Below are 18,333 nucleotides of genomic sequence, written 5' to 3'. Positions count from 1 at the left end.
GTCAGTTCTCCACCAATCGACCTTCGGTGACGACGTCGATGCCGTCGATGGATACCGTGCAGGCGCGCATTCCGATGTCGAGGTGTGCGTATGAGTCTCGGCCGAGTACAGGGTGCGGTCCGGTGGACCACAGGAAGCTGCCGGCGAACGCTCGCGCGTCCATACCCATGATGTCGTCCTTGCCGTACATCGCGGCCGCGAACCAGTCGCCGGTCTTCATCAAGCCCCAGCCCATGTGGGACAGGTAGCGCGCCCACTTGTCGTTGGAGTCGGCGAAGAACATGTTGAGCAGTGCAGCTTCACCGCCGCCGGTCACCTCGTCGATGTGGCCGTTGGTGACCGTCAGCGTCGTCTCGTCCCGGACGTATTCCTTGAACGGCAACAAGATATCGCCCTCGGACAGCACGATCTTTCCGTTCGAGATCTCCGGCCAACACAACACCATGGTGGACGGCCAGTGATCCCAGCGGCCCTTGTCGTCGGCGAAGCCCACCTGGAACTCGGGCTGCGAATTGCTCAGTTGCACGGTGAGATCGGTACCGGCTTCGTTGGTGATGCGCATGGTCGAACCGTTGCGGATCAGATCGACGCCTGCCTGGACCCGCTCCTTGTCGCCGTCCTGCGGCATATTCCTGATAAGCACGTCCGGGGCATCGCAGACGAAGATGATGCGTGTGCCGGCAGCCAAGATCTCTTGCTGGATGGGCGCGTGGATGAAGCCCTCGCTGGTCAGATCGACCACAAGATCGGCTCCCTTGAGCATGTCCTGTGCGACCGAACTGTTCATGACCGACACAAGACCGGGGCCCGCACCGGTGTGGGTGCTCGGCATCGGTGCCGGGCTGCCGCCGGGAACGGTGGCCGAAAGTACCTGTGCCCCCAAACTCTGAGCCGCTCCGAAGGCAGCCGAGACGTAATCCCCACGGCTCGAAGGCTCCGCGAGAATCACCACCTGCTCTCCTGGCTGCACTTTGCACAGCTCGAGCTGACGGGTGAACGCGCGCAGGAGATCAGCTGATCGCAGATCGAACATCTCGGTTCCTCTCGTGAGGGTTCTCGGTTGAATCGTTCTCGGTGATTCCGCCCAGGCGGGCAAGGTCTTTCAGATAAGGAATTTCGTCGCGTGCGTCGAGCAACTCACGGCGAGTCACTGTTGCCGAGACCGATCCGACGCTCTCGTCCATCTCGACGATGGTGCGTCCTTGCGGTCCGACGATGACGCTGTGGCCCGCGAACCGTGGGCCGTCGCCGGTCTGTCCGGTGAGTCCGGCGGCCGCGACGACGACGCCGTTTTCGAGTGCTCGGGAACGGGTGAGCAACTTCCACACGTGCAAACGGACGTGTCCGAATGCCGACGGTACGGCGATCACTTCGGCTCCTCGCTGGACGAGGTCGCGGACCGTCTCGGGGAACCCTGCCTCGTAGCAGATCACGACGCCGATGGTGCCGAACGGAGTGCTGACCAGCAGTCCGCTCTCCGCGCCGGGAGTGAACACCGATTTTTCTCGGTCCCACAGAAAACGCTTGTGTCCCAACGCGAGCAGACCGCCCGGGCCCACGACGAGTGAGCTGTCGAAGACGACTCCGTCGGCATCACGAAACGCGATGGCCGTCACCAGAACGGTGTCGGTTTCGGCGGCGAGCGCTCCGAGCGCGGTCGACGTTCGACCGGGTACGGACTCGGCCATCGTGTCGATGCTGTCGAGATCGTAACCGCTGGCGAACAATTCGGGCAGAACGATCACCTTCGATCCGCCCGCGGCGAGAGCCTGCACCTCCGAGCGCACCGCGTCGATGTTCTGCTGCCAGGCTCCCACCCGCGAACCGGTCTGCACCACAGCGATGTCGAGGGTGTCGACAACCGCCGCGGTGTCGACACCGCGCAGACGGGCCGAGGCAGTCACTGCGCCACCCGGTTCATGTCGGTGGTGTAGAACGGGCCCGCCAGTCTGCCGAGGAAACGGTGTTCGAGAGTATCGACGTGCAGGTCGGCGGTGAGCAGGCCAGGCCTGCTGGTCACCGCCGTCACGGTCCCCAACACCAGAGTGTCCGTGCCGAGCGCAATTTCCTGCATCGTGCGGCATTCGAGAGACACCAGGGATTCGAGCACCGACGGGGCTGCGACGGACACCGACGGCACTGCGGTCATGCGCGAGAGCTCGAACTCGTCGACGTCGGCGTCGACGGTGGCGAAACTCGCGGTCACCGCATCCACGGTGTCCGCGGACGGAATGTTGACGACGAATTCGCCGGTCTCGCGAATGTTGACCAGTGTGTCCTTGAACTCTCCGGGGAATCCGATGCGTTCACCGATGGAGATCATCAGCGTCGCCGGATTGCGCGACGCGACATTGAAGAAGCTGAACGGCGCCAGGTTGCGGACGCCGTCGCCGGAGACCGTCGAGATCCAGGCGATAGGACGCGGCTGCACCGCACAGGACAGCAGTTTGTACACATCCCCCGACGACATCGATTCGATGTCGTGGCGGGTGCGATCCGTGAGCTCCAGAGAGTCGCCTACCTGGGAAGTCATCGAAACGAGCCTTCTTTCGCTTGCTGTGCAACCGGTCGTGCAACCGATTGCGTTGCCCTGACGATAGAGGGGATTCTCGGTCGATGTCGAGCTTTGGGCCACAAATCCGAAACCAATTAATGGCACCGTTACACGGGCACCGGCTGCGTAACCTGCGCCTTACTCGCCGCGCATCCCGGCCCTGGCCGTATCGATCGGACTGCCGTCTCGACGCGGCGGCCCGTACCCCTCCGAGGACCCGTCGACAATGCGAACCTCGTCCTCCCACGGAACCCGGTAGGTTCCGTCGGCGAGATCGCGGACGTAGGTGTACGGGCAGTCACGCGCCCCTCCATCGAGCGCGGTGTACCCACGATGCCCCAGTTGATAGATGTTGTTCTCCACTCCCCACTCGCGACGTGCCGCGTCGGCCCTGGCCGGCTCGATCGACACGGTCACCACCCGATCGGGTGTGGAATCGCCGCGCTCGATGATCGTTCCTTCGTAGTCGCACACCATCGCCTCCCCCATCGACGGGATGCCGTTGCCGTCCTCCCCCGCCAGACAGACCGAGGCCGTGTACGCCAGGTTGTGGAATGCATTGGCCTCGTTGGTGATACGCCAGGACTGCCGAAGAGGGAACTTGTAGCCGGCCGTGCGCAGCAACACGTTGGCACCGCGGTAGCTCGCTTCACGGGCGACTTCGGGGAACATTCCGTCGTGACAGATCAACAGCGACAGCACCGAACCCTTCGGTCCCGGGCAGACCGGCAGACCGATGTCGCCGGGCTCCCAAGGCTCCTTGGGCGTCCAGGGGTGAAGTTTGCGGACGTACAGGGCAATCTCCCCCTGATCGTCGACGATTACTCCTGAGTTGAACGGCGCTCCACCGGGGTTGCGTTCCATGATGCTGAAGCACCCCCACACCGTCGACTCACGGCACGCGTCGCGCAATCGCTCCACCTGCGGACCGTCCATGTCGCACATCACCTCGTCGGACGCCCACGACGATTTGCGTAGACCGTGCAGCGAGTACTCCGGGAAGACCACGAGGTCGAGCGCCGCGAACCCGGCCTTCGCCTCGCGCAGCTGCCTGCACACGCGATCGGTCGTCGCGTCGACATCGTCCAAGCTCGTGATCAGCGGAACCTGCTGCTGAACCAGGCCGAGCGTGAGTGACGTCGGCGACGGATTGAGACCACCAAGACCTGTCATCTATTGTCCGTTCCTAGGGGCAACTTGTTGCGCAAACGATTGCGCACGGTGCTAGCTTAGGGGTCATCAGGGGTCGGGGCAGCGCCGACGGAGGATCGAGGGGAACCGCCAGTGGACAGCACCAGTTCGGGGAGCGTCACGCTCAAAACGGTCGCAGCGGCTGCGGGAGTGCATGTTTCGACCGTCTCCCGTGCTCTGCGACGCGTTGCGCTCGACCCGGCCGGTGCGAGCGCCGGAGATCTGCGATTGTTCGAGCTGGCCCGCGATATGGACTACGTCCCCAACCCCAACGCGGCGAGCTTGACCACCAAGAAATCCACTGCGTTCGGAGTACTCGTCCCGCGATTGACCGATGTGGTGCTCTCTGCGATGTACGACGCCATCGAGGAAACAGCTAACCGTGCCGGGTACGAAACCTTCGTCGCCAACACCCACGACGATCCGATTCAGCAGCGTCGACGCATCGACCTGTTGCTCGGCCGCAACGTCGACGGCCTCATCTTCGGTGATGCTCGCCTCGACAGCGAGAACCTCGAAAACCTCCAGCGCCGAGGGATCAAGTTCGTGCTCATCAGCCGTAGATACCCGGGAATGACCTCCGTGACGTGCGACGACCATCGGGGCGGCTACCTCGCCGGTGAGCACCTGGCCGGACTGGGCCACACCCGAGTGGGGATCGTGTCCGGCCCGGCGTGGGCCAGCACCGGAATCGACCGTTTGAAGGGCTGCCGCGCTGCCCTCCGCGACGCAGGCATCGACGTTCCGGACGAGTACGTACGGGAAGAGGGGTTCGATCCCGATGCCGGAAGGCGCGGGGCGAGCGCCCTTCTGTCGCTGCCGACTCCCCCGACAGCGATCTTCGCGACCAACGATTTCAGCGCCATCGGAGTGCTCGGCGTGCTGCGTCAGTCGGGTCTGCAACCAGGACGCGACGTAGCCGTCGTCGGCTACAACGACATCTCGATCTGCAGCGAGTTGACCGTTCCGTTGACGACGATTCACAGCCCACACCGCGAAATCGGCACGCGCGCAGCAGAGATGCTGCTGGCGGTCACCCATGGACTTCCGGTGTCCTCGATGGCGTTGACACCGACCCTCGTCGTGCGCGACTCGACGGTTCCAGGACGGAGTCGTCTCTCACCCGTCTAGAGGACGACCGCGGATCAACGCGTCGGTACGTGACCGAGGCGGAGCCGTCGCCGGTCCTCGCTCGGTGACCGCAAGTGCTGCAGCAGCATTGGCCCGCAGTGCCGCGTCGTACAGACCGAGCCCACGGGACAGCCCTGCCAACAACACCCCGGCGTGAGCATCACCCGCGCCGTTCGAGTCCACCGCCTGCACCTCGAACCCCGGAACCGATTGCGACGTTCGTCTACCGCCCGCGATTCGACAACCGTCCGGACCGGTACGGAGTACCACCGCCGCATCGGGCCGCACCCTCGTCACCAATTCGGCCGCGATGGAATCGATATCGACCTCATCCGTCATGAGCATGCCCTCGCGTAGATTCACGCTCACGATGTCGGCAAGGGCGAGAACGGCGTCCACCACGTCGCGGTTCAGCGTGGCGATCAATGGGGACGGATCGAACAGCACCGTGACGTCTGCGGGAAGCGTCGGAAGCCACGCGGTCAATGCTGCGGCGTTGCTCTCGTGCGCCAACCCGTAGCCGGTGACGTACACCAAGTCTGCACTCCGCACCCCTGCCGCCTCGAGGTCCCCGACACCAAGTTCCGCCTCGGCCCCCGGGTAGGTCACGAACGTGCGCTCGGTGTTCGCATCGACGAGGGCGATACAGAACCCCGAGTCCTGTTCAGACGGTGCGGTATTGACTATGCGGGCACCGCTGGCGGACAGAGCTTCGCGGACGATCGAACCATAGTGACCGGACCCGTATCTGCCGGCGAAGATCACCGGCAGATCATCACGAATCGCGGCGACCATCACGTTGAGTCCACCGCCCGCGGTCTCGTTCAGTGACGTCGCTACGACGTCACCTCCCGGAACCGGCACTTCGGGTACGGCCATCACCACGTCGACGATCACCTGACCGGTATGGATCAGTCGCGGACTCACCGAGAGACCGTCTCGGTCCGCCGCGCTCCACCGGTGACGAGATAGAGCCCGGCGGCGATCACGAACGACGCCACCCAGCCGAGTCCGTTGTCACCGATCCAGCTGCCGGACAGCGGTCCGGTGTAGATCACGTCGCCGTCCACCGTGATCGCAGTGAACAGGAAGCCCACCACGATTCCCGCCGCCCAGCTCGCGAAGGCGTACCAGTTGACTCCGCCGGTGTACCAGTAGCGACTGGTGTTGCCCACGTTCATGATCGATGCCGCGTCGTACGTCTTCCGTTTGATCATGTCCGTCATGAACACACCGAGCCATGCCGTCAGAGGTACGGCGAGAACCGAGATGAAGGTGATGAACGGTCCGTAGAAGCCGTCGGAGATCAGCATGAAATAGATGGCGCCGACGAACGTGACGAAGACGTCGACTCCGACCGCATAGACCCGCTTGATCCGGAAACCGAGGGTCAACGTGGTGAGACTGGCCGAATACACCGAAAGATGGTTGGACAACAGCAATCCGCCGAATGCGGTGATCAGATACGGAACGGCCATCCAGGCCGGCAGAATTTCTCGGATTGCCGCAACCGGATCCGATGCGGACGCAAGGCTGTTGTCGCCTGCCGACAGCAGCGCGCCGAGTCCGATCAGCAGAACGAGGGGAATTCCGGCTCCGGCCGCGCTGGACAGCACCAACGAGCCGGCTCCCACACTCTTTCGTTGATATCGCGACATGTCGGCTCCGGCATTCGCCCAACCGATACCTGTTCCAGCAGCGATGGTTCCGACACCGATGACCATCGCACTGATGGATCCGGCCGGGGTACTGGTCACTGCAGTCCAGTCGACGGTGGCGATCAGGAAGATTGCGACGAAGATGTTCAGCGCACCGAAAATCCACGTGGACCAGCGTTGGATGACGAGGATCGCCGCATGCCCCAGACCGCTGACCACCAGTGTGAGCACGATGAAGACGACGATGGAGACGATCGTGACGACGGCATGATCCTTCGCGACGCCGGATCCACCGAAGATCAGTGTGAAGATCGACAGCAACACGAATGCCGCGGTCGTGGTGTTGACGGTTTCCCAGCCGAGTCGCGACATCAGCGAGACCAGTGTGGGGCCGATGTTTCCGCGAACCCCGAAGGTGGCCCGCGACAACGTGAGACTCGGTGCCCCGCCACGTTTACCGGCAATCGACACGATTCCAACGATGGCGAACGAACCCGCCGCGCCCACCAGGGCGACAATCAATGCTTGCCAGATATTCAGACCGGTGAAGACCACCAGGGTAGCCCCGAGCGGTAGACCGAGAATGGAAATGTTCGCGGCGAACCACACCCAGAACAACTGCAGCGGATTACCGTTGCGCTCGTCGTCCGGGACTGGCTCGATCCCCCGAGTTTCCAGGGACAATACGTCGACTGTCGTATCCGATGCAGACGTGGAAGCGGATGAGGTCATGGTTGTGCTCCAAGGGTGAGTCGAACTGTGTCAGTTCGTGTTACGGAGAGCAAGCAGTCGGTCGACGATGGGCTCCAGATCGAGCTTGTTCACGTCGGTTACCGTTCGTATCGCTTCGCCGGGCCACGCTGCCAGGCCGCCGACGGCACCGCGAATTGCGCCGGCTATTGCTGCGATCGTGTCGGTGTCGCCGCCGATGGTGGCGGCTGCCAGTACGACGTCCCAAGGGTCGTCGTACGCAACGGCCAGAGCGAAGGCCGCTACCACTGATTCCTGTGACGCGACGGACGTGCCGATGACGTCTGCCACTGTGTCCGTGATGGGCCGGTCGGCGGACTTGCCGACCAGCTCGACTGCCCAACGAATACGGGCTGCGATGTTTCCACCGGCGACCCAATATCCCCGGGTGGCCCCCTCGGTGGCGGCGGCGACACCGATGTCGACCGCCTCGTGCAATTCCGCACCCGCGATCCCGGCGCTGATGGCTCCGGCAACCGCTGCGGCGGAGGCTATTCCGAGTGACGTGTTGTGGGTGACGAAACTGCAACTGTAGATCGCGTCGACGAACGGCGCGATACCGCCGTCCAACGATGCCGCAATTGCCGCAGGTGTGATTCGCATGGCCGCACCGTTGGTGCTGCCGAACTTGCCCGCCTCGTTCGGGTCGGAGCCGTCGAGTATTCGTTCCACAGCTCGCTTGGTCGACGGTCCGAGCAGGTCCAAAGATCCGCGCGCGGACATCTCGGACTCCCACGCGATCAAGGCGCGGGCGAAAGCCGAGGGATCGACCCTACCGTCACCGTCGATGATCAACTGGGCCAACATGATCGCCTGTTCGGTGTCGTCGGTGATCGAGCCCGCCGACATGCCGTGCGCGATCCGCTGACGGGGACCGGCGGCAACGAATCCGCGTAGTTGGCCGTAATCCTCAGCAATGTCCCCGCGACACATCGATTGCGTCGGCATTCCCAGCGCGTCTCCCAGCGCCAGGCCATAGAAAGCCCCGAGGGCGCGATCGCGTGAAGCAGACATCGAAACAGTCCTCGCAGAGAGTGGGGTCATCGGTCAGGAATTGAAAGTGAGATGGAGCCGAAATCGGTCGGGCGCGAGCAGGCTGACGACCTTCTCGACGAACCGACCCGACGCGTCTCGACTGACACGAATGCTGTGCAGGTACGGGGTGCCCACCGGCACTTCGAGAACGGCTGCATCGGCCGCGTCGACGGGAACCACCGAGACCCATTGCTCGCCGCTGGCAGCCACGAGCCCCGCAGACCTCAAGGTTGCCGTCAGCGATTCTTCTACCAATCCGTTCTCGGGCAGGTCCGCAAGCGAACCGAGCGCCGGAACACGGCTACGCTCCAGCGACACCGGTCGCCCGTCGACCACGTGCCGCACTCGGTCGACGGCAACGAAGTTCAACGTGGAAGTACCGGCCTCGGCTGCCAACTCGGGGTCGACGATGCGCTCGACCCGGAGAGTGCGGGTGTGCATCTCGACGCCCGCGGAGGACAGGGCCCGCGCCCATCCGTCCGCAGTCTCGATCTGATGACCATCGAAGGTGACGAGTGATCCTATGCCGCTTCGCTTTTGGATGAGGTTCTGTTCTTCCAACTCGCTGAGCGCCGATCGGATGGTTCCGCGACTGACCGAGAACTCGCGGGCAAGGTCGTTCTCTCCGGGCAAAAACGAGCCTGAGGGGATATCGCCGGACTCGATGGTGTTCTTGAGCGAGGCGAGTACCTGTTGGCGCTTGTGCCGTGCGCGTTCCGGTGTGCGCTGAGTCATAGCGGGCTCGGTCATGTCAGTACCGTACATCCCAAGAATGAACCTGTACAGAGCCTGTTCATTTGAATGTCGCCATCGGCAGACAGCACGTCAGGACAGCCCCAGTCTTCGATGAGTGCTGGCAGGAATTTCGCCACGTGACGGAGATCGCGTCGGGCCTCTACCTGGGCTTTGCTCTTGCGGTAGCGATCGCGCTGCACTTCTATGTTTCGTACACCCTCGGCGCCGGGAAGGCGTCGAGAATGCGCACAGGGCACATCGACCCCGAGGCGCGCTACTACATCCGAGGAGAAAAACTATGTCCACCACAGTGGCCGATCAACTCGTTCGCGGACTCGTCGACGCCGGAGTTCGGCGCATCTACGGAATCGTCGGCGACAGTCTCAACCCGGTGGTCGACGCGGTGCGTCGGACCGGAGGGTCGGCCAAGGGCGGCATCGACTGGATCCATGTTCGCCACGAGGAAGCCGCGGCGTTCGCGGCATCGGCGGACGCGCAGACCACCGGCACCCTCGCCGTGTGCGCCGGCTCCTGCGGACCGGGTAACCTGCATCTGATCAACGGGCTGTTCGACGCACACCGTTCCGGCGCACCGGTTCTCGCGATCGCATCCCACATTCCCAGCAGCGAGATCGGGTCGGGGTACTTCCAGGAGACGCACCCCGATCGCCTGTTCGTCGAATGCTCGCTGTACAACGAGTTCGTCTCCACCGCCGAGCAAGCACCGCGCGTCTTCCGCGCTGCGATCAACGCAGCGATCACCGGCGGCGGAGTATCGGTGGTGACGCTCCCCGGTGACATCGCCGAGCTGTCCGCTGCCGGCGCAATGGATCCCATCGCCATTCCGTCGACTCCCGTCGTCACTCCGCCCGCCGCCGACATCCAACAGCTGGCCGACGCCATCAACAATGCCGAGAAGGTCGCGATCTTCGCCGGCTACGGCGTCAAGGGTGCCCACGACGAGGTCGTGGCATTCGCCGACACCATCGGCGCTCCCGTCGGACATTCGTTGCGCGGCAAGGAGTTCATCCAGTACGACAACCCGTACGACGTCGGCATGACCGGTCTACTCGGCTACGGAGCTGCGCACGCCGGTATCCACGACGCCGATCTGCTCATCCTGCTCGGCACCGACTTTCCGTACCAACAGTTTCTTCCCGAGGATGTCGCGACCGCGCAGATCGACATCGATCCGACCAAGTTGGGTCGCCGTACCTCGGTGAAGTACCCCATCCACGGAGACGTGCGTGCAACTCTGAACGCGTTGCAGCCGTTGGTCACTCGCAAGACCGATCGCCGGTACGCAGAGAAGTGGTTGGACAAGCACAACGATCTGATGGGCAAGACAGTCGGCGCGTACACCCGCAATGCCGAGAAGCTCGTGCCGATCCATCCCGAGTTCGCCGCGTCCGTGCTCGACGATCTGGCCGACGACGATGCCGTGTTCACCACCGATACCGGTATGTGCAACGTGTGGACCGCCCGATACATCAACCCCACCGGCAAAAGAGCTTTCGTCGCATCGATGCTGCACGGCTCGATGGCCAACGCGCTACCGCACGCCATCGGCGCGCAGTTCGCGCACCCGGGCCGTCAGGTCGTCTCCATCTCGGGTGACGGTGGATTCTCGATGATGCTCTCCGAACTCCTCACCGTGGCGATGTACAAGTTGCCGGTGAAGATCGTCATGTTCGACAACTCGACCCTGGGCATGGTCAAGGCCGAGATGCTCGTCGACGGCCTCCCCGACTTCGGTGTAGACGTGCCACAGGTCGACTACACCGGAATCGCCAAGGCTGCGGGCATTCACGCGCAGCGCGTAGACCAGCCGGGTGATATTCGCGGCGCACTCGAAACCGCGTTCGCCACGGACGGGCCTGCCCTGGTGCAACTGATCACCGATCCGCTGGCACTGTCGGTGCCGCCGACCCTCACCGGCGAGCAGCTCAAGGGCTTCGCGCTCGCGATGAGCAAGGTGGTTCTCAACGGCGGTGTAGGAGAAGCAGTTCGGATGGCGAAGTCGAACCTGCGTAACGTTCCGCGTCCCTGATCGAGACCCAGCACCGGTGGTACGGCATGTACCACCGGTGCTGTCGTCTACCGGATCTTGTCCCACAGCTCCCGCTGCGCCGCACGAGGATCCTGCACCGAAGCCGACTCCTCGTCGAATGTCATGACCGTTCGCTCCGACCCGTACGGGGCCCAGCCCGGGTCGCCTGCCGTGACGAAGTCCACCCAGGCGCGGTGAGTCCGGTCGGCGAGTTTCTGCGGAGGGTTCGGCCCGAGGAGCAAACCTCCGGTGCCCTCGGCGAGGTTGTCGAAGACGAACGGGATCTCGATTGCATGGCAGGCACCCAGCTTGCCCTCGTACGACGGTGACGGCCAAGCGAATTCGTACATATACGTCGCGGAACCCGAACGAGCCTCGGCGATACGGATGACAGGAATTCGGAAGAACCAGTCGGTCATCGCGGCCATCATGACCTCACCTGCGGTGGCGTCGGGTGTGTCGGCGCGGTAAAGCTCGAGCACCCGGTCCGCGTCGGCGCCCATGCCCGCCATGGCCATTCGCAGCAGATTCTCGTCGATGTGCCGGAACACCCCGCTGGGTACGAAGAACAGCGCATGTTCGTCGGAGTTGGATCCGACCATGATCTCGACGTCTGTGGTGGAGCCGGCGGCGATCGCATCGATCGGCCGGGCCGGCACCACGTCCCCGTCGATGTGCGGCTCGTACGCCATGACGTTGAGGACCAGCTCGCCCCACAGACGCGGATCGGGTTGCTTGGCAATACGATTCGACAGCGCGGTCTGCGCGGCCGTCAAGTCTGCCACCGGCACCGAACCGAAGCCGTCGACGGTGGGTTCCACACCGAGGTCCGACGCCAACGCCGCGGTCACCTTTTTTGCGGTCTCCTCCGTCAGCACATGGTGCCCGCCGCCGCTCTGCAGGATGGCGCGGCCGAACAGCCCCTTCGCGCGGGGCATCGACAGCAGCGTGCCCACACTCATCGCGCCCGCCGACTCCCCCGCAACCGTCACCTGGGCGGGGTCGCCGCCGAACGCCGCAATGTTGGCGGCCACCCATTCGAGCGCCGCAACCTGATCCAGCAGACCGCGGTTGGCGGGCGCTCCGTCGATCGCCAGGAATCCGTCGACGCCCAATCGGTAGTTGATGGTGACGCACACGATTCCGTCGCGGGCGAAGGCGGTGCCGTCGTAGGTGGGTACCGCGCCGCTACCGTTGGTGAACGACCCACCGTGAATCCATACCAGTACCGGCAACCCCGCAGCCTCGACGTCGGGCGTCCAGACATTCACGTTCAGGCAATCGTCTCCGTTGATCGCCACCTCGGACAGAATCTGGTCGATCGGGCTGGGAAATCCGGGTTTGGGAGCCGTCGGGCCGAATTCGGTGGCCTGCCGGACGCCCTCCCACGACTCGGGTTGCTGTGGTGCCTGAAAGCGGTGTGCACCGAAGGGCGGTGCCGCGTACGGGATTCCCTTGAAGGCACTCACCCCCTCAACTGTGCGACCACTGAGTTTCCCTTGCGCGACCTCTACGACCGGGTTCATCGGTTCCTTTCGGTTTCGAACGTGAGAACTCCATAGTGCACTCCCGGCCCACGTCGTCGACCCCGGTTGCGGTTATTCTCGACGGACCGCCCAAACCGGACATCGCGATCCGGAACTCGACCGTTTCGGAAGGCTCCACGATGGCCATCGACTACACCCGCAAGCCCTCTCAGCCCGCCCAGCCCGCCGCGTCGGTGAATCTGAGCAAGGTGACGCTGTCCAAGGCGTCACCCACCATCAGTTTGACCAAGTCCGGTGAGAAGCAGGGGTCGATGCGGGTGAACCTCAACTGGTCGAGTGGGGCACCTGCCGCGCAACCGAAGAAGAAGGGCTTTCTGGCGAAGCTGGCTGCCGCGTCGTACGGCACCGGAGGGGTGGACCTCGACCTCGGCTGTCTCTACGAGCTGCGCGACGGTTCCAAGGGCGTCGTTCAGGCACTGGGAAACAGCTTCGGTTCGTTGCAGCAGCCGCCGTTCATCGCGCTCGACGGCGACGACCGCTCGGGTTCGGTCAGCGGCGGGGAGAACATGCACATCAATCTCGCCGACCCCGACAAATTCACGCGCATCCTGATCTTCGCGATGATCTACGACGGCGCACCCAACTGGGCTGCGGTCGACGGCGTGGTGACCCTGTACCCCACCAGCGGCCCGCAGGTGGAGGTTCGCCTGGACTCGGCCGAGAACTCGGCGCGAATCTGCTCGATCGCGTTACTGCAGAACACGTCCGCCGGGATCACCGTGACGCGCGAGGTGGAGTACATCCAGGGCAGCCAAGCCGATCTCGACAAGAAGTACGGCTGGGGAATGAAGTGGGCTGCCGGCCGAAAGTGAACTAGGACGCTGGTTTCGGCTGCGGCGGAACCATTTCCAGTCGCACACCGATCAAGCGAACCTCTCGGCTGTGGTCGAGCCGATCCACCAGCGCCACCGCGGCCGACGTTAGAATCGCAGAATCGAAGGTAGGCGGGCCCGCGATCGGCGCGCTGACGGTATGCGTCTCGAAGGGGGCATACCGAATCTTCAAGGCCGCGCGGACCGCAGGCCGGTTCTCGCTTTCGATGTCTGCGAGCACCTTCGACGTCAAATTCGCGACCTCGGCCCTGATCACGGTCCAGTCGGCGACGTTGGTTTGGAACGTGACTTCCCGACTGTGTGATCGCGCGACCCACGGTTCGGACGTCACCGGAGACAGCTCGATCCCCCGCCCCTTCGTACCGAGCCACGGCCCGATCTTCGGCCCGAACGCCGCGGCAAGGTCTGCGTCGTCCGCATCGGCCAATTCACGGACGGTGGTGATACCGAGTGCAGCAAGCCGGGTGGAGATCTTCTTGCCGATTCCCCACAGCGCATCGGTGCCGCGCTCTCCCATCACCTCGTACCAATTGTCCTGGGTGAGTTGGTAGATACCCTGAGGCTTGTCGAAATCGGTGGCGATCTTCGCTCGAAGCTTGTTGTCTCCGATCCCGACCGAGCAATGCAGCCCGGTCGCACCGAACACCGCGTCGTGCACGGTCCTGGCGAATGTCCTCGGATCGTCGGTCTCGACGCCCAGGAAGGCCTCGTCCCAGCCGATCACCTCCACCACCACCCCGAGGGAACGCAGCGTGTCCATCACCGTCGCCGACGCCTCGTCGTATGCCGGCTTGTCGACGGGAAGAAAAACGGCGTCGGGAATCTTCTTCGCTGCGATCCGCAGCGGCATTCCGGATCCGACGCCCTTCGCCCGTGCCTCGTAGGACGCCGTCGACACCACCCCACGCTCGGTCGGATCTCCCCTGCCGCCGACCACCACGGCTTTGCCCACGAGTTCGGGGTTCCTCAGCACCTCGACCGCTGCGATGAATTGGTCGAGATCGACGTGCAGTACCCAGCGCCGCCGAGTGGCATCGGTCGACGCATGCTCGGTCGTGGTGGTCCCGGTCATGGTCACCAGTGTGCCCGTGGTGTCTCATGGCGCAATGACGAAATCGATATCTCGGACCATCGGCCGGATCGTGCTGGGAGCATTTCTCGTCTTCGCCGGTCTGAGCCATCTGTTCTGGGCACGCAGCACCTTCGCGGCCCAGGTACCGACATGGATGCCCGTCGACACCGACGTCGTCGTCCTGGCTTCGGGAGTCGTCGAGATCGTTCTCGGTCTTGCGCTCCTGTTCTGGACTGCTCGCTCAGTGCTCGTGGGATGGGTGGTGGCCGCCTTCTTCGTCGCCGTCTTCCCGGGAAACATCTCTCAATTCGTCACGCACACCGACGCGTTCGGTCTCGACTCCGATGCCGCACGCGGCATCCGACTGCTGTTCCAACCTCTTCTGATCGTGTGGGCGCTGTGGTGCACCGGTGCCTGGGCACAGTGGCGCGCCTCGAATGAGGGTCGCAGACAGCGTCACTGAGCGGAGCTGTGCCCGGCGGGAACGATGCCGTGGTGTAACAGAGCCACGTCGGGATGTGCGCGCGTACGGGATTTCCAGGCGTTCGCCCCGTAGGTGTCGTAGATGGGGTTGGCGGGATCGTCCTCGACGCCACGTGAGTGCCGTGCCAGTTCCGGTGGCAGCGTGATGATCGGTACGACGGCATCGAGTGCGGGACTGAGAAAGTACGGCACCGATACCCGGTCGGTACCCGGCCCGGGGGCGATCACCCGATGCCGCGTCGCGCGGAGGTAGCCGCCCGTCGCCACTTCCAACAGCTCACCGATGTTGACGATGAATGCGCCCTCCAGAGGTGGCACATCGACCCAGGTATCCGTGGTCGTCTCCACCTGCAACCCGGCCGAGTCGGGTTCGACCAGGAGCAGCGTCAACACCCCAGAATCCTTGTGCGCACCCACACCCTGTGAGTGATCCGGCGTCCCCGGGTAGCGCACGACTTTCATCAACGTTGCCGGCGCGGTGCCGAACGCGTCGTCGAACACGTGCTCGTCCGCGCCGAGAGAGGCCGCCCAATGTCGGAGCAGCGCGAGTCCGATCTGCGACACCGACTGCTCCCACTGCTCGAACATCTCGCGGAAGCCCTCGGGCCGGGACGGCCACAGGTTCGGTCCCTGCAAATTCCAGTAGCCCCGCGCGTGCTCGATCGCCGGCCGCTCGGGACCGATGTCGATCTGCTCGCGCCAATCGACCCGACCGTTGGTCAGCTCGCCGCCCACTCGCGAATAGCCGCGAAAGTGTGGGCTCTTCAGTTGACTGATCTCGTCCTTGACGGCGTCGGGCACCGCGAAGAATGCCCGCGCCGAACGCAACACGTCGGCCATCCGGTCGGTGCCGATGCCGTGTCCGACGAGGTAGAAGAACCCCGAGTCGTGGGCTGCCTCGCGCAGAGCCCGTCGGAAGGTCTGTGGGTCGTGTTCGGACGACTCGAGATCGAGCACAGGGAGCATGACCCGATTGTCCTCCGCACCTGACGCGTCGGCCAGCACTGTTGAGATTCGATGAATCCCCGTGCCTGGATGCCAGACTGGACGCCATGAGCCCGGAAGCACTCGACATCACCGTCGTCGGTCACGGCGAGGTGACATACCCACCCGAACAATGCACGTTGTCCCTGACGGTGCGTACCGACGGCCGCAGCGCCGAGTCCGCGTCGGAGCCTGCGGGGCAACTCGTACGTGAGCTCACTCGCCTCATCGAACCCCTTTACAACAGTGAACACGGGCCGATCGATCGATGGACCATCGATCAGGTTCGGCGTTCCCGTCACCGTCCGTTCAATCAGGACGGCGAACAACTTCCGTACGTCTATCAGGCCGAGGCGTCCGTCGAAGTGAAGTTCAGCCAACTCGACCTGGTGGATGCCTTCGTGTACGCGGCATCCGCTCTCGACGGGGTCTCGATCGACCACTTCGATTGGGACCTCACCGAACCGAGCAGGAAAGCCCACACCCATGAGGTCCGCGAACGTGCAGTGCAGGATGCTGTGTCCAAGGCAGAGGCCTACGCGTCGAGCCTGGGAAGGGTGAATGTGACGGCCGTGGCCGTTGCCGATCCCGGACTGCTGACGGGGTCTGCCGAACGCGGCGTCACCGAGCCGTCCCACCGCATGCTTGCCGCACAATCCGGGCCCGCCGCGTTAGCCCTGAAGCCCGAGAACATCACGATCTCCGCCAGCGTGCACGCCAGATTCACCGCCTCCTGACGTGGCGCGCCTACCCTCGAGTACATGAACCGCGACGATGCCCGACGCCTCTGGCCCCGGCCACCGCTGTTGCCTCGTCCGATTCTGATGGACCAGCGGTGGGAACGACTCGTTTTCCTGCACTGGCGAGTACCGAGTTCGGTCGTCGCGCCGCTGTTCCCGGACGGGTGCGTACCGGACGAGTTCGACGGTTCGTCGTGGGTCGGTCTCATCGGGTTCCACATGGTCGGCGCCGGTCTCGGATATCGGCACCCGGTGCCGTACTTCGGGACCTTCGGCGAGATCAATGTGCGGCTGTACTCGATCGACGCAGAAGGTCGACGCGGTGTCGTCTTTCGCTCCCTCGAGGCGACCCGACTCGCAGTCGTCGTGGGCACCAATGCCGCACGTATCCCCTACCGGTGGGCATCGATCGATATCGACGACGACCAGCGGACAATTTCCTACCGAAGCCGACGGCTGGCACCGCCGAAGCGCGGTGCGACGACGGACTTCGGCATCGTGCGGGGCACACGCGACATGTCCGACGACCCGCTGGCGGTCTTCCTCACCGCGCGGTGGGGACTGCACACCGCGCTGGGCGGACGCCTGCTGTACGTGCCGAACGTGCATCGACATTGGGCCCTGGTCGACGCGGAACTGACCCACTGCTCGGATCAATTGGTTGCCGCTGCGGGTCTTCCGGGGGTCAGTACTCGACCACCCGACTCGGTGCTGTACTCGGACGGTGTCGCAACTCAGTTCGGCAAGCCCTATGTGGTGCGTGGTCGGTAGAAGATGACGTGCCCCGACGACAACTCGACGACCCAGTCTCCGCCCGCGTCGGAACTGGCAGTAACGCTCTCCCGAAGCACCAAGTAACCCGCGTCGAGCGGTAGATCGAAATTCAGGCAGGTTCCCTCGGAGAATTCTACGGAGGCATCGTCGCCGATAGATATACGAACGACGGTCGCACCGATCGAGGGCAGACCCTCCCGAGTGGATACTTCGTCGCTTCGGTGCGGCGGTGCCGGCCACGATTCGACGCTGCCCTCGGCACCACACAGCACGGTCGACCCGTCGGCCGCACAGAATTCCCACGACTCGACCTCCGGTCGTGGATGGGCCACAACTCGCGTCCGTCCGTCGAATGTCAGACGGAGAACACCGGATTCGTCGAACTCGGCGTCATCGCAGACTAGACCGAGTAACACGGCGAACGCCCTGAGTCCCTCGAATTGATTGTCTTCGTCGACCACAAGATCATCGACGACGACTTCACTGAACGCGACAGTGGCACCGCTGTCGAATTCGATGGTCAGGTCGAAATCGAGCAGAACCTTGTGGACGCGCTGGCCGTCGACGGGAAGTTTCATCGAACACGACTGTGCCACACGAATCCAGCGCGGTACACAGTGCGGACGCGTTCTTTCGATTGTGTTGTGTGGGTAGTGGTTTCGAATGCAAAATGCCCTGACCGTGAGGTCAGGGCATTTTGGGATGTTGTGTTCGGCGGTGTCCTACTCTCCCACACCCTGTCGAGTGCAGTACCATCGGCGCTGGAGGGCTTAGCTTCCGGGTTCGGAATGGGACC

At 63.8% G+C, this 18,333-nt stretch carries 18 protein-coding genes and 1 rRNA gene; 6 read left to right on the top strand and 13 right to left on the bottom strand.

Annotated features, from left to right (window positions below; all coding sequences use genetic code 11):
- Position 1 precedes the first annotated feature (1 nt).
- The 4 genes from ASH04_RS24170 to ASH04_RS24155 all read right to left on the bottom strand — a co-directional run bounded on the left by ASH04_RS24170 (position 2) and on the right by ASH04_RS24155 (position 3,727).
- Positions 2–1,033, bottom strand: coding sequence for a hypothetical protein (locus tag ASH04_RS24170; RefSeq protein ID WP_027497879.1), 1,032 nt, complete (start codon positions 1,031–1,033; stop codon positions 2–4).
- A complete protein-coding gene (locus ASH04_RS24165) occupies positions 1,011–1,904 on the bottom strand; it encodes a carbon-nitrogen hydrolase family protein (protein ID WP_057474753.1) in 894 nt (297 codons plus the stop codon). The genes ASH04_RS24170 and ASH04_RS24165 overlap by 23 nt, the downstream gene beginning before the upstream one ends.
- A complete protein-coding gene (locus tag ASH04_RS24160) occupies positions 1,901–2,533 on the bottom strand; it encodes a flavin reductase family protein (protein ID WP_082519408.1) in 633 nt (210 codons plus the stop codon). Before ASH04_RS24160 ends, ASH04_RS24165 begins: the two co-directional genes overlap by 4 nt.
- A gap of 159 nt (positions 2,534–2,692) precedes the next feature.
- Positions 2,693–3,727 (bottom strand): formamidase, encoded by a 1,035-nt coding sequence (locus tag ASH04_RS24155; protein WP_057474752.1) that lies wholly within the window; start codon positions 3,725–3,727, stop codon positions 2,693–2,695.
- Positions 3,728–3,838: 111 nt separating this feature from the next.
- Here ASH04_RS24155 and ASH04_RS24150 point away from each other — a divergent pair, with 111 nt between their 5' ends.
- Positions 3,839–4,876, top strand: a complete 1,038-nt coding sequence (locus ASH04_RS24150; protein ID WP_057474751.1) for a LacI family DNA-binding transcriptional regulator — start codon at positions 3,839–3,841, stop codon at positions 4,874–4,876.
- Here the strand turns inward: ASH04_RS24150 and ASH04_RS24145 are convergent.
- From ASH04_RS24145 to ASH04_RS24130, 4 genes are read right to left on the bottom strand one after another with little or no spacing between them, the layout of a single operon-like run.
- Entirely contained in the window at positions 4,865–5,803 is a 939-nt protein-coding gene (locus tag ASH04_RS24145) for a PfkB family carbohydrate kinase (protein ID WP_235580086.1), read from the bottom strand. The two genes, ASH04_RS24150 and ASH04_RS24145, sit on opposite strands and share 12 nt — an antisense overlap.
- Entirely contained in the window at positions 5,800–7,266 is a 1,467-nt protein-coding gene (locus tag ASH04_RS24140; RefSeq protein WP_027497882.1) for a purine-cytosine permease family protein, read from the bottom strand. The genes ASH04_RS24145 and ASH04_RS24140 overlap by 4 nt, the downstream gene beginning before the upstream one ends.
- A 30-nt stretch (positions 7,267–7,296) precedes the next feature.
- Positions 7,297–8,298, bottom strand: coding sequence for an ADP-ribosylglycohydrolase family protein (locus tag ASH04_RS24135; RefSeq protein ID WP_027497883.1), 1,002 nt, complete (start codon positions 8,296–8,298; stop codon positions 7,297–7,299).
- Between the two features lie 33 nt (positions 8,299–8,331).
- A complete protein-coding gene (locus ASH04_RS24130; protein ID WP_051365410.1) occupies positions 8,332–9,069 on the bottom strand; it encodes a GntR family transcriptional regulator in 738 nt (245 codons plus the stop codon).
- A gap of 283 nt (positions 9,070–9,352) precedes the next feature.
- Between ASH04_RS24130 and ASH04_RS24125 the strand changes: the two genes are divergently transcribed.
- Positions 9,353–11,104, top strand: a complete 1,752-nt coding sequence (locus ASH04_RS24125; protein ID WP_057474750.1) for a pyruvate dehydrogenase — start codon at positions 9,353–9,355, stop codon at positions 11,102–11,104.
- 47 nt (positions 11,105–11,151) lie between these two features.
- Here the strand turns inward: ASH04_RS24125 and ASH04_RS24120 are convergent, their stop codons facing one another.
- Positions 11,152–12,630 carry a carboxylesterase/lipase family protein gene (locus ASH04_RS24120; protein ID WP_057474749.1) on the bottom strand — a complete coding sequence of 493 codons (1,479 nt, stop codon included), beginning with the start codon at positions 12,628–12,630 and terminating at the stop codon, positions 11,152–11,154.
- A gap of 140 nt (positions 12,631–12,770) precedes the next feature.
- On the opposite strand from ASH04_RS24120, the gene ASH04_RS24115 reads away from it, so the two are divergent.
- Positions 12,771–13,463, top strand: a complete 693-nt coding sequence (locus tag ASH04_RS24115) for a TerD family protein (RefSeq protein WP_032369113.1) — start codon at positions 12,771–12,773, stop codon at positions 13,461–13,463.
- Between the two features lies 1 nt (position 13,464).
- Here the strand turns inward: ASH04_RS24115 and ASH04_RS24110 are convergent, their stop codons facing one another.
- On the bottom strand, positions 13,465–14,556 hold the full coding sequence (locus ASH04_RS24110) for a DNA polymerase IV (protein WP_057474898.1): 1,092 nt from the start codon (positions 14,554–14,556) through the stop codon (positions 13,465–13,467).
- A gap of 34 nt (positions 14,557–14,590) precedes the next feature.
- On the opposite strand from ASH04_RS24110, the gene ASH04_RS24105 reads away from it, so the two are divergent.
- Complete coding sequence (locus tag ASH04_RS24105; RefSeq protein WP_057474897.1) at positions 14,591–15,019, top strand: DoxX family protein; 429 nt, start codon at positions 14,591–14,593, stop codon at positions 15,017–15,019.
- Here the strand turns inward: ASH04_RS24105 and ASH04_RS24100 are convergent.
- Complete coding sequence (locus ASH04_RS24100; protein WP_057474896.1) at positions 15,013–16,005, bottom strand: isopenicillin N synthase family dioxygenase; 993 nt, start codon at positions 16,003–16,005, stop codon at positions 15,013–15,015. The genes ASH04_RS24105 and ASH04_RS24100 overlap by 7 nt on opposite strands.
- 86 nt (positions 16,006–16,091) lie before the next feature.
- Here ASH04_RS24100 and ASH04_RS24095 point away from each other — a divergent pair, with 86 nt between their 5' ends.
- Both ASH04_RS24095 and ASH04_RS24090 read left to right on the top strand, forming a co-directional pair.
- Positions 16,092–16,760: an SIMPL domain-containing protein gene (locus tag ASH04_RS24095; RefSeq protein ID WP_057474748.1), complete on the top strand. Its 669-nt coding sequence runs from the start codon at positions 16,092–16,094 to the stop codon at positions 16,758–16,760.
- Between the two features lie 24 nt (positions 16,761–16,784).
- Positions 16,785–17,534 (top strand): YqjF family protein, encoded by a 750-nt coding sequence (locus ASH04_RS24090; RefSeq protein ID WP_235580085.1) that lies wholly within the window; start codon positions 16,785–16,787, stop codon positions 17,532–17,534.
- Here ASH04_RS24090 and ASH04_RS24085 read toward each other — a convergent pair.
- The gene (locus ASH04_RS24085; protein ID WP_057474747.1) at positions 17,513–18,115 is read right to left on the bottom strand and encodes a DUF6188 family protein; all 603 of its coding nucleotides are present in this window, start codon (positions 18,113–18,115) and stop codon (positions 17,513–17,515) included. The genes ASH04_RS24090 and ASH04_RS24085 overlap by 22 nt on opposite strands.
- Before the next feature lie 131 nt (positions 18,116–18,246).
- Positions 18,247–18,333 (bottom strand): 5S ribosomal RNA (gene rrf, locus ASH04_RS24080); the annotation flags it as partial.

Origin of the sequence: Rhodococcus sp. Leaf233 (assembly GCF_001426165.1) — a bacterium.
Taxonomy (GTDB): domain Bacteria; phylum Actinomycetota; class Actinomycetes; order Mycobacteriales; family Mycobacteriaceae; genus Rhodococcoides; species Rhodococcoides fascians.
This window is presented reverse-complemented; position numbering and strand designations above follow the sequence as displayed.

Bases quoted from the DNA above. Each gene is read 5' to 3' on its own strand.
- ASH04_RS24085 (WP_057474747.1), bottom strand. From the start codon at position 18,115: ATGAAACTTCCCGTCGACGGCCAGCGCGTCCACAAGGTTCTGCTCGAT.
- ASH04_RS24140 (WP_027497882.1), bottom strand. From the start codon at position 7,266: ATGACCTCATCCGCTTCCACGTCTGCATCGGATACGACAGTCGACGTA.
- ASH04_RS24160 (WP_082519408.1), bottom strand. From the start codon at position 2,533: ATGACTTCCCAGGTAGGCGACTCTCTGGAGCTCACGGATCGCACCCGC.
- ASH04_RS24155 (WP_057474752.1), bottom strand. From the start codon at position 3,727: ATGACAGGTCTTGGTGGTCTCAATCCGTCGCCGACGTCACTCACGCTC.
- ASH04_RS24170 (WP_027497879.1), bottom strand. From the start codon at position 1,033: ATGTTCGATCTGCGATCAGCTGATCTCCTGCGCGCGTTCACCCGTCAG.
- ASH04_RS24125 (WP_057474750.1), top strand. From the start codon at position 9,353: ATGTCCACCACAGTGGCCGATCAACTCGTTCGCGGACTCGTCGACGCC.
- ASH04_RS24120 (WP_057474749.1), bottom strand. From the start codon at position 12,630: ATGAACCCGGTCGTAGAGGTCGCGCAAGGGAAACTCAGTGGTCGCACA.
- ASH04_RS24135 (WP_027497883.1), bottom strand. From the start codon at position 8,298: ATGTCTGCTTCACGCGATCGCGCCCTCGGGGCTTTCTATGGCCTGGCG.
- ASH04_RS24095 (WP_057474748.1), top strand. From the start codon at position 16,092: ATGAGCCCGGAAGCACTCGACATCACCGTCGTCGGTCACGGCGAGGTG.
- ASH04_RS24105 (WP_057474897.1), top strand. From the start codon at position 14,591: ATGACGAAATCGATATCTCGGACCATCGGCCGGATCGTGCTGGGAGCA.
- ASH04_RS24090 (WP_235580085.1), top strand. From the start codon at position 16,785: ATGAACCGCGACGATGCCCGACGCCTCTGGCCCCGGCCACCGCTGTTG.
- ASH04_RS24115 (WP_032369113.1), top strand. From the start codon at position 12,771: ATGGCCATCGACTACACCCGCAAGCCCTCTCAGCCCGCCCAGCCCGCC.
- ASH04_RS24110 (WP_057474898.1), bottom strand. From the start codon at position 14,556: ATGACCGGGACCACCACGACCGAGCATGCGTCGACCGATGCCACTCGG.
- ASH04_RS24100 (WP_057474896.1), bottom strand. From the start codon at position 16,005: ATGCTCCCTGTGCTCGATCTCGAGTCGTCCGAACACGACCCACAGACC.
- ASH04_RS24130 (WP_051365410.1), bottom strand. From the start codon at position 9,069: ATGACCGAGCCCGCTATGACTCAGCGCACACCGGAACGCGCACGGCAC.